At 60.9% G+C, this 12,943-nt stretch carries 12 protein-coding genes and 1 pseudogene; 11 read left to right on the plus strand and 2 right to left on the minus strand.

The genetic code is table 11. The features are described 5' to 3' along the window. Window positions 1-365 (plus strand): annotated as a pseudogene (locus BLS27_RS23895) (hypothetical protein); the annotation flags it as partial. 72 nt (window positions 366-437) lie between these two features. On the opposite strand, the gene BLS27_RS07850 reads toward BLS27_RS23895, so the two are convergent. Then, the gene (locus BLS27_RS07850; RefSeq protein WP_090344062.1) at window positions 438-1,658 is read right to left on the minus strand and encodes a CaiB/BaiF CoA transferase family protein; all 1,221 of its coding nucleotides are present in this window, start codon (window positions 1,656-1,658) and stop codon (window positions 438-440) included. A gap of 14 nt (window positions 1,659-1,672) precedes the next feature. Beyond that, entirely contained in the window at window positions 1,673-2,854 is a 1,182-nt protein-coding gene (locus BLS27_RS07855; protein ID WP_043207786.1) for an acyl-CoA dehydrogenase, read from the minus strand. A 162-nt stretch (window positions 2,855-3,016) separates the two neighbouring features. Here BLS27_RS07855 and BLS27_RS07860 point away from each other — a divergent pair, with 162 nt between their 5' ends. The 10 genes from BLS27_RS07860 to BLS27_RS07905 all read left to right on the plus strand — a co-directional run bounded on the left by BLS27_RS07860 (window position 3,017) and on the right by BLS27_RS07905 (window position 12,915). Further along, complete coding sequence (locus tag BLS27_RS07860) at window positions 3,017-3,934, plus strand: LysR family transcriptional regulator (RefSeq protein WP_043207782.1); 918 nt, start codon at window positions 3,017-3,019, stop codon at window positions 3,932-3,934. Between the two features lie 419 nt (window positions 3,935-4,353). Next, entirely contained in the window at window positions 4,354-5,475 is a 1,122-nt protein-coding gene (locus BLS27_RS07865) for a Re/Si-specific NAD(P)(+) transhydrogenase subunit alpha (RefSeq protein ID WP_043207780.1), read from the plus strand. 11 nt (window positions 5,476-5,486) lie between these two features. Further along, window positions 5,487-5,801 (plus strand): NAD(P) transhydrogenase subunit alpha part 2, encoded by a 315-nt coding sequence (locus BLS27_RS07870; protein WP_023631272.1) that lies wholly within the window; start codon window positions 5,487-5,489, stop codon window positions 5,799-5,801. A gap of 2 nt (window positions 5,802-5,803) precedes the next feature. Next, window positions 5,804-7,240: an NAD(P)(+) transhydrogenase (Re/Si-specific) subunit beta gene (locus BLS27_RS07875; RefSeq protein ID WP_043207776.1), complete on the plus strand. Its 1,437-nt coding sequence runs from the start codon at window positions 5,804-5,806 to the stop codon at window positions 7,238-7,240. A 204-nt stretch (window positions 7,241-7,444) separates the two neighbouring features. Next, window positions 7,445-8,938, plus strand: coding sequence for an acetyl-CoA hydrolase/transferase family protein (locus BLS27_RS07880; protein ID WP_043207773.1), 1,494 nt, complete (start codon window positions 7,445-7,447; stop codon window positions 8,936-8,938). Window positions 8,939-9,313: 375 nt separating this feature from the next. Beyond that, window positions 9,314-9,529, plus strand: a complete 216-nt coding sequence (locus tag BLS27_RS07885) for a DUF1127 domain-containing protein (protein WP_043207772.1) — start codon at window positions 9,314-9,316, stop codon at window positions 9,527-9,529. Window positions 9,530-9,823: 294 nt separating this feature from the next. Then, window positions 9,824-10,141 (plus strand): DUF2388 domain-containing protein, encoded by a 318-nt coding sequence (locus tag BLS27_RS07890; RefSeq protein WP_043207771.1) that lies wholly within the window; start codon window positions 9,824-9,826, stop codon window positions 10,139-10,141. A gap of 168 nt (window positions 10,142-10,309) precedes the next feature. Next, window positions 10,310-10,603, plus strand: coding sequence for a DUF2388 domain-containing protein (locus tag BLS27_RS07895; protein ID WP_090344064.1), 294 nt, complete (start codon window positions 10,310-10,312; stop codon window positions 10,601-10,603). A gap of 36 nt (window positions 10,604-10,639) precedes the next feature. After that, on the plus strand, window positions 10,640-10,960 hold the full coding sequence (locus tag BLS27_RS07900; RefSeq protein WP_043207767.1) for a DUF2388 domain-containing protein: 321 nt from the start codon (window positions 10,640-10,642) through the stop codon (window positions 10,958-10,960). Beyond that, window positions 10,957-12,915 carry a DUF7844 domain-containing protein gene (locus tag BLS27_RS07905; RefSeq protein WP_090344066.1) on the plus strand — a complete coding sequence of 653 codons (1,959 nt, stop codon included), beginning with the start codon at window positions 10,957-10,959 and terminating at the stop codon, window positions 12,913-12,915. The genes BLS27_RS07900 and BLS27_RS07905 overlap by 4 nt, the downstream gene beginning before the upstream one ends. Window positions 12,916-12,943 lie beyond the last annotated feature (28 nt).

Here is a 12,943-nt window from a genome sequence, read left to right on the forward strand (position 1 = left end):
GCTTGATTCGATTGTTAAAGAGCGATTTGGTTAAGCGCTTTGCTCAACCGAGGCCGCGCATTCTACGCTTTCCTCTAAGTCTGTCAAGCGTTTATTTTGAAGTTTTTTCCGAGAAACCCGTTCAACTTCAACCGCTTAACTCGCTGCGATCTCTCGTAGCGGGAGGCGAATCATACAGCGTTAAAACCTGCTGTCAACTGCCTTTTTTCACCGCTGCCGATCAGAAGACCGAAGCCCTTCCGATATTACCTGAAGCGTTCAACTCGTTGATTATCAAGGAGTTTTGCGTTTCGACTACGTCGGAAGTGGGGCGCATTATAAGGGGATTCGAAACCCCGTCAACACTTATTTTCAAAAACCCTTAATCCGGCTGAAAAGCAAAGCGGGGAGGCCTGACGGCCTCCCCGCTTCTCTATATAGAGAAGGTAGGGAGAACTTCATATCACTCCGGCGCTTCTCAAACGCAGCACCGCTTCGATATCCATACCCAACACCTCCTCCAACACAGCGTTAGTATGCTCACCGAGCAATGGCGGCGCCTGACGATACTCGACCGGCGTCTCGGACAACCGAATGGGACTGGCCACCTGCGGTACGCTACCCGCTAGCGGGTGAGCAATATCGAGCGCCAAACCACGCGCCAGCACCTGGGGATCCTGGAACATCTGCGCCAGGTCGTTGATCGGTCCGCAAGGCACGCCTGCCTTTTCCAACTCACTGACCCATTCAGCCGTGGTCTTGAACACCGTGGCCTGGCGAATCAACGGAATCAGCTCGGCACGATGGGCCACACGCTGTTTGTTGGTGGCAAACCTCGGGTCGTCTGCCCACTGTGGCTGGCCAGCCACTTCGGCAAACTTACGGAACTGCCCATCGTTGCCAACGGTGAGAATGAAGTTGCCATCCGCCGTCGGGAAATCCTGGTAAGGCACGATATTAGGATGTGCATTGCCCAACCGCCGTGGCGGGGTGCCCGTAGTCAGGTAGTTCATCGCCTGGTTGGCCAAGCAGGCCACTTGAACATCCAGCAACGCCATGTCCACGTGCTGACCGACGCCGGTCTGATCGCGATAGGCGAGGGCAGCCAGGATCGCCACTGTCGAATACAACCCCGTCAGGATGTCGGTCAAGGCGACCCCCACCTTGATCGGTCCCGCGCCTTCTTCACCTTCCGGGCGGCCGGTCAGGCTCATCAGCCCGCCCAACCCTTGGATCATGAAGTCATATCCGGCGCGCTTGGCATAAGGACCAGTCTGACCGAAACCGGTGATCGAGCAATAGATGAGCTTGGGATTGACCGCCTTCAGGCTCGCATAGTCCAGCCCATAGGCCGCCAAGCCGCCCACCTTGAAGTTCTCGATGACGATGTCGGACTTCGCCGCCAGCTCACGCACCAGGCGTTGGCCTTCAGGCTGGGTGAAGTCAATGGTAACCGACCGCTTGTTTCGGTTGGCCGACAGGTAATAGGCCGCTTCGCTGGTGTTCTCACCCTGGGCGTCCTTTAGGAAGGGCGGCCCCCAGGAACGGGTATCGTCCCCTGTGCCTGGGCGCTCGACCTTGATCACATCAGCCCCAAGGTCGGCAAGGATCTGACCGGACCAAGGGCCCGCCAGCACGCGCGAAAGATCCAGCACCCGCAGATGTGATAGCGCACCCATGGCCAGCTCCTTTATCAATAGAACGCCTGGATTCCAGTCTGGGCACGACCCAGGATCAGCGCGTGCACATCATGGGTACCTTCATAGGTGTTGACCACCTCGAGGTTGACCAGATGGCGGGCCACACCGAACTCGTCGGAAATACCGTTGCCACCGAGCATGTCACGCGCCATACGGGCGATGTCCAATGCCTTGCCGCACGAGTTGCGCTTCATGATGGAGGTGATCTCCACCGCTGCGGTACCCTCGTCCTTCATCCGCCCCAAGCGCAGGCAGCCCTGCAGCGCCAGGGTGATCTCGGTCTGCATGTCGGCCAGCTTCTTCTGGATCAGCTGGTTGGCAGCCAACGGACGGCCAAACTGCTTGCGGTCCAGCGTGTATTGGCGAGCGGTGTGCCAGCAGGCCTCGGCTGCCCCCAGGGCGCCCCAGGAGATGCCATAGCGGGCGGAATTCAGACAGGTGAACGGGCCTTTCAGACCGCGCACTTCAGGGAACATGTTCTCTTCCGGCACGAACACGTTGTCCATGACGATCTCGCCGGTGATCGAGGCCCGCAGGCCGACTTTGCCGTGAATTGCCGGCGCGCTCAGGCCTTCCCAGCCCTTTTCAAGAATGAAGCCGCGGATGTCGCCGGCATCGTCCTTGGCCCATACCACGAAGACATCGGCGATCGGGCTGTTGGTGATCCACATCTTGCTGCCGGTGAGACGGTAGCCGCCATCGACCTTGCGCGCGCGGGTGATCATCGAACCCGGATCGGAGCCGTGGTTCGGCTCGGTCAGGCCGAAGCAGCCGATCCACTCACCGGCGGCGAGCTTGGGCAGGTACTTTTGTTTCTGTGCCTCACTGCCGAACTCGTTGATCGGCACCATCACCAGCGACGACTGAACACTCATCATCGAGCGATAGCCAGAGTCGATGCGCTCCACCTCACGGGCAATCAGGCCATAGCACACGTAGTTCAAGCCGCTGCCGCCGTATTCGACCGGGATAGTGGCGCCGAGCAGGCCGACTTCGCCCATCTCGCGGAAGATCGCAGGATCGGTCTGCTCGTGGCGGAAGGCCTCCAGCACACGGGGCGCCAGCTTGTCCTGGGCGAACTGATACGCGCTGTCACGGACCATGCGCTCTTCTTCAGTGAGCTGCTGGTCCAGCAGCAGCGGGTCGATCCAGTTGAAGCTTGCTTTACCGGCCATGAGCGAATACCTCGAAATTGGAAGCTGAGTTTCTTGTGCCTTGATCCTAGGCCCGATCAGCCGTCTGGACAAACGAGGATTGCGCACCGTTTAGTGCTATTTTCTCACTTCGAAAAACTGAAAAATCCTAGATTCAACGGCTGACAAGTGAGGTTGACGTACATGCGCCGCAAGATTCCCAGCACCACGGCATTGGTCTGCTTCGAGGCGGCGGCACGCCACGAGAGCTTCACCAAGGCCGCTCAGGAATTGGCCCTCACCCAGGGTGCCGTTTGTCGGCAAATCGGTGGCTTGGAGGCTTTTCTGAATGTGGAACTGTTCCGCCGCTCTCGCCGCGGGGTGAAGTTGACCGAGGCAGGCTTGTCTTACAGTCGCCAGGTCGCAGCGCAGCTCGATGCGGTCGAGCGCGATACCTTGTCGGTAATGCGTCAGCAGGGTGCGAACGTGATCGAACTGGCCGTGGTGCCGACTTTCGGCACGCAATGGCTGCTGCCGCGCCTGAAGGACTTTCAGGAGCGTCACCCGGACGTCACGGTGAACCTCACCAATCGCACGCGACCGTTCCTGTTCGCCGACACCGCCTTCGATGCGGCCATTTATTTCGGCGACGGGGACTGGTCCGGCACCCAATCCCATCGACTGATGGGCGAAAACCCCGTGCCGGTGTGCAGCCCGGCGCTACTGGAGGGGCAGGGCAGCCTGGAGCCGCGACGCATCGCCGAGTTACCACTGCTGCAACAGACCACCCGACCCTACGCCTGGCGACAATGGTTTGGGCATCTGGACATGAATGTTGAGCGCGACATGACAGGCCCGCGCTATGAGCTATTCTCAATGCTCGCCCAAGCCGCCATGCACGAGATGGGCATCGCCCTGATTCCGCCGTTCCTGATCCAGCGTGAGCTGGAGGAGGGCAGGCTGGTCATCGCGAACCGCCACGCTCTGGCCAGTGCCAAGGCCTATTACCTGATGATTCCAGACCGCAAGGTGGAATCGGCATCGCTGCGCGCTTTCCGCGATTGGCTGGTGCAACAGGCCGACCACTACACCGCGACCCATCGTGACGCCACGAAAACCTGACCCTGTAGTTAATTATTTTAAACACCTACAGATATAAGGATTTGTCGCCAATTAGAAAACTGTTCAGGTTGCATTAAAAATGCCTTCAAACCGTGCAACCACGCGGCTTTCAGAGCTTATTTGCGACATCCACGAACGCATCCGCGAAACGCCTACAAAAAATTGCAGTTTTTACCTTAATCTCCGAATACCCTGTGTTTGACGGGCCGCTTTCGGCTTGTTGCGACATACGGTCACAGGGTGACTTGTAGTTTTGGCTTCGTATCGCTTCAGAACCGGTTGAAGCCCCTTCGGTTCGTCTGCAAAATGCTCGACCCGCCCCGGAACCGGCGGGTTCATGCTGAACGGCCGCACCAGACGCACCACCCGAAGTGCGCTGGCTTCAACAAAGACAAAAGGTCACCGCAGGAGAATAAGTCGTGCACATTGGTGTTCCTCTCGAGACGCAGACGGGCGAAACGCGGGTCGCCGCCACCCCGGAAACCATCAAGAAGCTGGTTGGCCAGGGTCATCAGGTCACCGTCCAACGGGGGGCAGGGCTCAATGCCAGCATTCCGGACAGTGCCTATGAGGCCGCAGGCGCTTCCCTGGGCAATGCCGCCGATGCCTTCGGCGCGCAATTGGTGCTCAAGGTAGTCGCACCCAGTGATCAAGAGCTTGCGCAGATCAACAGCGGCACGCTGCTGGTGGGCATGCTCAACCCGTTCAACAACGACATGATCGCCAAGATGGCCGAACGCGGTATCACCGCCTTCGCCCTCGAGGCTGCGCCACGCACTTCCCGTGCCCAGAGCCTCGACGTGTTGTCATCCCAGGCCAACATTGCCGGGTACAAAGCCGTGTTGCTGGCGGCCCATTACTATCCGCGCTTCATGCCGATGCTGATGACTGCTGCCGGTACGGTAAAGGCGGCTCGAGTGCTGATTCTTGGCGCCGGCGTCGCGGGCCTTCAGGCCATTGCCACAGCCAAGCGTCTCGGTGCGGTGATCGAGGCGTCGGACGTACGCCCGGCCGTGAAGGAGCAGATTGAGTCCTTGGGCGCCAAGTTCATCGATGTGCCCTACGAGACCGATGAGGAGCGCGAATGCGCCGAAGGTGTCGGTGGCTACGCCCGTCCCATGCCAGCCAGCTGGATGCAACGCCAGGCCCAGGCCGTGCACGAACGCGCCAAGCAGGCCGATATCGTCATCACCACCGCGCTGATTCCCGGGCGCAAGGCACCGACACTGCTCAGCGCCGAAACCGTCGCGCAGATGAAGCCCGGTGCCGTGGTCATCGACCTGGCCGCCGCCCAAGGCGGTAACTGCCCGCTGACCGTAGCGGATCAGGTGGTAATGGCAGAGGGCGTTACCATCGTCGGCCCGACCAACCTGCCAGCCCAGGTCGCTGCCGATGCCTCGGCGCTCTACGCACGCAATCTGCTGGACTTCATGAAGCTGCTGTTCGACAAGGACGGCGCGCTGGTGATCAACCTCGAAGACGACATCGTCGCCGCGTGCCTGATGTGCCGCGACGGCCAGGTCGTGCGCAAGAACGGTTAAGGAGCACGACAATGGAAGACATGCTGATTTCCCATGGCATCTACAACCTGATCATCTTCGTGCTGGCCATCTATGTGGGATACCACGTGGTCTGGAACGTCACCCCAGCGCTGCACACCCCGCTGATGGCCGTCACCAACGCCATCTCCGCGATCGTCATCGTGGGCGCCATGCTGGCCGCCGCGCTGACCGTGACCCCGGCAGGCAAGGTCATGGGGACCCTGGCCGTGGCCCTGGCGGCGGTCAATGTGTTCGGTGGCTTCCTGGTCACCCGTCGCATGCTGGAGATGTTCAAGAAGAAAACCAAGAACGAGGGGCAGAAGTAAGCATGAGCATGAATCTGGTAACGCTTCTCTACCTGGTCGCCTCCGTCTGCTTCATCCAGGCGCTCAAGGGCCTGTCGCACCCGACCACTTCGCGCCGGGGTAACCTGTTCGGCATGATCGGCATGGGGATCGCGATCCTCACCACGGTCGGCCTTATCTACAAGCTGGGTGCAGAGCTGGCGACTGCCGGCATCGGCTACGTGATCGTCGGCTTGTTGATCGGCGGCAGCGCCGGTTCGATCATGGCCAAGCGCGTCGAGATGACCAAGATGCCGGAGCTGGTGGCCTTCATGCACAGCATGATCGGTCTGGCAGCGGTGTTCATCGCCATAGCCGCGGTGCTCGAGCCGCAGTCGCTGGGCATCGTCGCCAGCATCAGCGACCCGATCCCCACCGGTAACCGCCTGGAGCTGTTCCTCGGTGCGGCCATCGGTGCGATCACCTTCTCCGGCTCAGTCATCGCCTTCGGCAAGCTGTCAGGCAAGTACAAATTCCGCCTGTTCCAAGGCGCACCGGTACAGTTCACCGGGCAGCACAAGCTGAACTTGATCCTGGGCCTGGCCACCATTGCCTTGGGCCTGCTGTTCACCTTCACTGGCCATTACAGTGCCTTCACCCTGATGCTCGCCTTGGCGTTCATCATGGGCGTGCTGATCATTATTCCGATCGGTGGTGCCGACATGCCGGTGGTGGTGTCCATGCTCAACAGCTATTCGGGCTGGGCAGCGGCCGGTATCGGCTTCTCGTTGAACAACTCGATGCTGATCATTGCCGGCTCCCTGGTCGGCTCCAGCGGTGCGATCCTCTCGTACATCATGTGCAAGGCGATGAACCGTTCGTTCTTCAACGTCATCCTCGGCGGCTTCGGCGCCGATGCCGATGCCGGCGCCAGCGCAGGCTCCCAGGAGCAGCGTCCGGTGAAGTCCGGATCGGCCGACGACGCGACCTTCCTGCTGAGCAACGCCGACAGCGTGATCATCGTGCCTGGCTACGGCCTGGCAGTGGCCCGCGCCCAGCACGCGCTCAAGGAACTGACCGAGAAGCTGACCCATAACGGCGTGACCGTTAAGTACGCGATCCACCCAGTGGCGGGGCGCATGCCTGGGCACATGAACGTGCTGCTGGCCGAAGCCGAGGTGCCGTACGACCAGGTCTTCGAGATGGAAGACATCAACGCCGAGTTCGGCCAGGCCGATGTGGTGCTGGTGCTGGGCGCCAACGACGTGGTCAACCCGGCAGCGAAGAACGACCCCAAGTCGCCGATCGCCGGCATGCCGATCCTCGAGGCGTTCAAGGCCAAGACCATCATCGTCAACAAGCGCTCCATGGCCAGCGGCTACGCAGGCCTGGACAACGAGCTGTTCTACCTGGACAAGACCATGATGGTGTTCGGGGATGCCAAGAAGGTGATCGAGGACATGGTCAAGGCCGTGGAATGATCGCCAGACTCACCTGCACTTATATATAGAAGCGCAGGCAATCCCCTAAAACCCCTGGGTGTCATGCCCGGGGGTTTTTCGTTTGCATGATCCAGATCAACGGCTCTAAATCCAGCCTTCGCCTACGACCATGGTCGCGGGACGGCAACGGGCGAAATCTCTAGACTGCGCTCCAGTAGCTTCAGTAGCCCGAGATAACAATCCATGTACCGTGATCGTATCCGCTTGTCCTCCCTGCACAGCAAGGTAATGAGTGCGGCTGATGCCGCTGGCCTGATCCAGGACGGCATGACCGTCGGCATGAGCGGCTTCACCCGCGCCGGCGAAGCCAAGGCCGTGCCGCATGCCCTGGCCGAACGTGCCAAGCAGTCGCCCCTGAAGATCAGCCTGATGACTGGCGCCAGCCTGGGCAACGACCTGGACAAGCAGCTGACCGAGGCCGGCGTGCTCGCCCGCCGCATGCCGTTCCAAGTGGACAGCACCCTGCGCAAGGCCATCAACGACGGCCAGGTGATGTTCATCGACCAGCACTTGTCGGAAACCGTTGAGCAGCTGCGCAACCAGCAGCTCAAGCTGCCGGACATCGCGGTCATCGAGGCCGTGGCGATCACCGAGCAAGGCCACATCGTTCCAACCACGTCCGTAGGTAACTCGGCCAGCTTCGCGATCTTCGCCAAGCAGGTGATCGTCGAGATCAACCTGTCGCACAACGCCAACCTCGAAGGCTTGCACGACATCTATATCCCGACCTACCGCCCGACTCGCACCCCTATTCCGCTGGTTAAAGTCGATGACCGCATCGGCAGCACCGCAATCCCGATCGACCCGGCCAAAATCGTTGGCATCGTGATCAGCGACCAACCCGACTCGCCGTCCACCGTGCTGCCGCCGGACGACGAAACCCAGGCCATCGCCGACCACCTGATCGACTTCTTCAAGCGTGAAGTGGATGCCGGCCGCATGACCAACAAGCTCGGCCCACTGCAGGCCGGCATCGGCAGCATCGCCAACGCGGTCATGTGCGGTCTGATCGAGTCGCCGTTCGAAGACCTGACCATGTACTCCGAAGTGCTGCAGGACTCGACCTTCGATCTGATCGACGCCGGCAAGCTGCGCTTTGCCTCGGGCAGCTCGATCACCCTGTCGACCCGCCGCAACGCCGATGTGTTCGGCAACCTGGAGCGCTACAAGGACAAGCTCGTCCTGCGTCCACAGGAAATTTCCAACCACCCCGAAGTGGTGCGTCGCCTGGGCATCATCGGTATCAACACCGCGTTGGAATTCGACATCTATGGCAACGTAAACTCCACCCACGTCTGCGGCACCAAGATGATGAATGGCATTGGCGGCTCCGGCGATTTCGCCCGCAACGCCCATCTGGCCGTATTCGTCACCAAGTCGATCGCCAAAGGCGGCGCGATCTCCAGCGTAGTGCCGATGGTCAGCCATGTGGACCACACCGAGCATGACGTGGACATTCTCGTCACCGAGCAAGGCCTGGCTGACCTGCGCGGCCTGGCCCCGCGCGAGCGCGCACGGGCGATCATCGATAACTGCGTGCACCCGGACTACCGCGCCGCGCTGAACGACTACTTCGACCGCGCCTGCCAACGTGGCGGCCACACCCCGCACATTCTGCGCGAGGCGTTGAGCTGGCACGAAAACCTAGAAGAAAGCGGTCGCATGCTCGCCAGCTGATCCAGCACAGCCTGCCTGGACCTGTCGCGGGAGCAGCCCCATCCTCACCTCTGTGGGGGTGGGCTGCTCCCGCGATTGCATTCGGACCTACACAGTCTGTTGGCTTGCCCGCCTTTAACTCACAAAAACTGTACTACTGTACTGGTAAAAACGTCGATTTCGTGTTGACACGAAATCGGAGCGCGCTGTTTTTGCACCAAACAAGTGCGCACCGGTACAGTTTCGCCAATTTCAGGTGCAACAGTCGGCTTAGACAGTTAACTGAGTGATCGCAATACTGGTGAACTGTATCTACTGTTCTGGACGACGAAGGAGGATCATTGGCAGCAGTTAAATCACTACCTAATGCCGCCATAAGCGGAAGGATGACACATCATGGAACGTACCCTCAGTTCCGATCTGGTTTTCGAAAACAACGCTCAAGCCTCCAACGCTTCGCTGCCTCTGCGCGCCCTGTCGACCTTGCTGCTGTGGCAGCGTCGTATCAGCAGCCGTCGTCAGCTGGCTCGCCTGGACGGTCGTCTGCTGGCTGACGCCGGTATCACCGAGTCCCAGCGTTACGAAGAGCTGAGCAAGCCGTTCTGGCGCTAAGCCCGGGCTCGCTGGCCTCGGCCGGCGCCCTAGAATTTCAAAAGCCCGTCGTGGGAAACCGCGACGGGCTTTTTGTTTGCAGGGCTCTAGTGCGCGTACCACAGCGCAAACCAGCACAGTTTTGATTAGCAGAGAATTGACCAGTACAGTTGCGCACAAAGCCCGTCCAGTTAACCTCTGCACCGCCGCCGCGTGATACGCTTCGTTCAGCCGCTTGGTTGAAAGCATCGCGAGCGATCAAACGTGCGGCAGATAACCAGAACCACCCAGACCCTTACGCAGGAGTCCACGACCATGTCCCGTAAACACCTCATCGGCGCCGCCCTGTTGCTGGCCCTGGCCGGCACCGCCAACGCCACCAGCTTCGTCGTCACCACCGACACGGTCGTGCGCGGCGTAGCCGCCTCCACCGACGCTACCTCCGATCTCTCTTCGTCGTTCCGTGACAGCAAGATCGTCCAGGCTGCCCGCGACGATGCCGCGACCTTCGTCGGCAGCGAAGGCGCAATCCGCGGCGCCAAGCTTGAAAGCGCGTTCATCCATATCCGCCAGCAGCTGCCAAGCCTGCAGGCAAGCGACGCGCAACTGGCCCAGGCCATCCTCGCGCTCTGACACTGCTTACCGAGCGCGGGTAAGCCCCAAGAAGCTGCCAAGTGCCAGTGTAAGGGGCTTTACCCGCGAGAGGGCTGCACATCGGCCCCATTCAAACCGGACACACTGGCCTTGGCCGACGTATCCGGGGTAGCCTTCGCCGTTCACCTCCGTCGCCTTCAGAACTCCATGCGTTATTCGTTGCCGTTACTGTTCGCCCTTATTGGCGTGGGAAGCGCCCATGCCATGGATGTCACCACCCAGAGCCTGGTCGCCAGCAGTTACGTCACCAGCAAGGTGACCTCCGCGCCGTTCGACCGCAAGCTGGTCATCCAGGCCCGCGACGACGCCGCAGCCTTCGTGGCCACCGACGGCCAGATCCGCGGAGCACGCCTGCAGGCGGCACTCGATTCGCTGCGTTATGCCCATGCGTACCATTGTGTCGGTGACCGTGAACTGGCCGAGGCAATTCTCGTCCAATAAACATGTCTGACTCCTTGTATCTTCCGGAGATGCTCCATGCGTAAACCGCTGATCGCCGCTGCCCTCGGCATGCTGCTGCTGGCCGACCTGGCCCAGGCACAAACCCTGGTGGCCACCAGCAATATCATCGTCCGTGCCTTTGGCCGTTCGATCGATTTCACCTCTGACACCACGACGTCCATCCGCGACTCCAAAGTGGTGCAACAAGCCCACGATGACGCCGCCAGTTTCGTCGCCAGCAATGGCGAGATCCGCGGCGCTCAACTGGAGGCCGCCTTCGACACCCTTCGCCAGCGCGTCCCAGAAGCACGCGATGCCAGCGACCAGGTTCTGGCCGAAGCCATCCTCGCTCTGTGAACCACGTGCGTGCCTGGCTGCTGGGCTGCGTCCTGACGCTGCTCGGCACGCCCGCCCTGGCTGGCCTGCAGCTCGAGCTGCAGGTCAGTGGCCTCGACCCACAGCAGCAGCAGGCCTCCCAAGCCCTGCTCGACGAGGCCATGGGCAAGCTTCCCCCCCGCTTCAAGCAACAGCTGGATCGACGCATCCAGGTCAGCTGGAGCGAGCGTATGCCTACCGACGCCTATGGACAGGCCTCGCCGGTCGCGACGCTTGAGCTCAACCGTCGCCTGCTGCCCAGCCTCACCGATGGCAGCGCGGCCAAAAAGAAGACCGACCGTCCTCACGGCACGGTCCGGCAGGAGCTGCTGGCGACCGTGCTTCACGAGCTGACACACATTTACGACCGCGCCCGCCTGTGGCCTGAAGCCGAACGCCAGCTGATCACCCGCTGCAAGCGCCAGCAGGACACCTTGGGCAAGATCGGCCTGCCTGAGCAGTGCCGAGGCCAGGCTGAAAGGCGCTTTACCCTGAGCGACGACCCGCGCCTGCTCGATTTGGCCGGATGGCCGCAATATGTCGGCCGTCGCGGCGATCGCGAGCAACACAATGGCCAGCTGGCCCGCAGCCCTGACAGCTATGAATTGAGCAGCCCCAAGGAGTTCGTTGCGGTCAACATGGAGTACTTCCTCCTCGACCCGAGCTACGCCTGCCGCCGCCCCGCCCTGAATCAGTACCTGCGCGACCACTTCGGCTGGGCCCCACAGCAGAACACTTGCGTCAGCGGTCTGCCATTTCTCAATGCCGGGACCGATTTCGCCCGCCAGCCTCTGGGCGAAATCGACCCGCAGCGGGTCTATGAAGTCGATTACCTACTGGCCGAAGCCAACCAGAACTGGGTGAGCCGTTGGGGCCACAGCATGTTGCGCCTGGTAATCTGCGCCCCAGGCAGGCCTCGTGGCCCAGACTGCCGGCTGGATCTGGACCAACACTTGGTGCTGTCGTACCGGGCGTTCGTCAATGACGTGCAGTTGTCCAGCTGGGACGGCCTGACCGGTGCCTACCCTTCGCGATTGTTCGTGCTGCCACTGAGCCAGGTGATCGACGAGTACACCAAGACCGAACTGCGCAGCCTGGCGTCGATCCCGCTCAAGCTCAGCCGTCAAGAGGTTGAAAGCCTGGTGCGCCAGGCTGCGGAGATTCACTGGAGCTATGACGGCAACTATTACTTCCTGTCCAACAATTGTGCGGTCGAGTCCCTGAAACTGCTGCGCAGTGGCACTGGCAATCCACGGCTGAACGATCTGGACAGCATCATGCCCAACGGCCTTCTGGAAGTACTCAAAGGGCGAGGGCTGGCCGATACCAGTGTCCTGGATGACCCACGTGAGGCCCTGCGTATGGGCTATCGCTTCGACTCCTACCGCGAGCGCTACCAGGCCATGTTCGATGTGCTGAAGAAGCAGCTGCCGATCAAGCAGAACAAAGTCGAAGACTGGCTGGCCCTGGATGCCAAGGACCGCAGTACCTGGTTCCAGCAGGCAGACCTGCGCACCAGCGCCGCGTTGCTGCTGCTCGAACAGGCCAGCCTTCGCCGCCAACTGCTGCTGGCCCAGGACGAGGTCAAACAGCGCTACCTGAACGCCACCGCCCTCAAGGACGGCAGTATCTCCAAGGCCAACGACACCTTGCAGAAAATGCTCGCAAACAGCGGCTTCCTCAGCCGCCCGGCGGAGTTGCTGGAAAACAAGGGCTACGGCTTGCCCCAGCCAGAAGAACGCAAGCAGCTCGAGAAGATCAGCAGCGAGCGCCAGGCCCAATTGCTGCGCCTGAGCACCGACCTGGACAAAGAAGTTAGGGCATTGCTCGAGCCTTCACGGGCCCAGGAGATCGCGGCGGTAGAGGCCAATGTGAAGCAGATCGGCGTGCATCTGCGGGAATTGCACAAAGCCGCCGGCGGTTTGCAGCTTCCCTGATACCGCTCAGGTTGGTGGGGCTGTTTCC

Origin of the sequence: Pseudomonas guariconensis (assembly GCF_900102675.1) — a bacterium.
GTDB lineage: Bacteria > Pseudomonadota > Gammaproteobacteria > Pseudomonadales > Pseudomonadaceae > Aquipseudomonas > Aquipseudomonas guariconensis.

What these genes read in the sequence shown, in the direction of transcription:
- BLS27_RS07850 (WP_090344062.1), bottom strand. Translation starts at nt 1,658, where the DNA reads ATGGGTGCGCTATCACATCTGCGGGTGCTGGATCTTTCGCGCGTGCTG.
- BLS27_RS07855 (WP_043207786.1), bottom strand. Translation starts at nt 2,854, where the DNA reads ATGGCCGGTAAAGCAAGCTTCAACTGGATCGACCCGCTGCTGCTGGAC.
- BLS27_RS07860 (WP_043207782.1), top strand. Translation starts at nt 3,017, where the DNA reads ATGCGCCGCAAGATTCCCAGCACCACGGCATTGGTCTGCTTCGAGGCG.
- BLS27_RS07870 (WP_023631272.1), top strand. Translation starts at nt 5,487, where the DNA reads ATGGAAGACATGCTGATTTCCCATGGCATCTACAACCTGATCATCTTC.
- BLS27_RS07875 (WP_043207776.1), top strand. Translation starts at nt 5,804, where the DNA reads ATGAGCATGAATCTGGTAACGCTTCTCTACCTGGTCGCCTCCGTCTGC.
- BLS27_RS07880 (WP_043207773.1), top strand. Translation starts at nt 7,445, where the DNA reads ATGTACCGTGATCGTATCCGCTTGTCCTCCCTGCACAGCAAGGTAATG.
- BLS27_RS07885 (WP_043207772.1), top strand. Translation starts at nt 9,314, where the DNA reads ATGGAACGTACCCTCAGTTCCGATCTGGTTTTCGAAAACAACGCTCAA.
- BLS27_RS07890 (WP_043207771.1), top strand. Translation starts at nt 9,824, where the DNA reads ATGTCCCGTAAACACCTCATCGGCGCCGCCCTGTTGCTGGCCCTGGCC.
- BLS27_RS07895 (WP_090344064.1), top strand. Translation starts at nt 10,310, where the DNA reads ATGCGTTATTCGTTGCCGTTACTGTTCGCCCTTATTGGCGTGGGAAGC.
- BLS27_RS07900 (WP_043207767.1), top strand. Translation starts at nt 10,640, where the DNA reads ATGCGTAAACCGCTGATCGCCGCTGCCCTCGGCATGCTGCTGCTGGCC.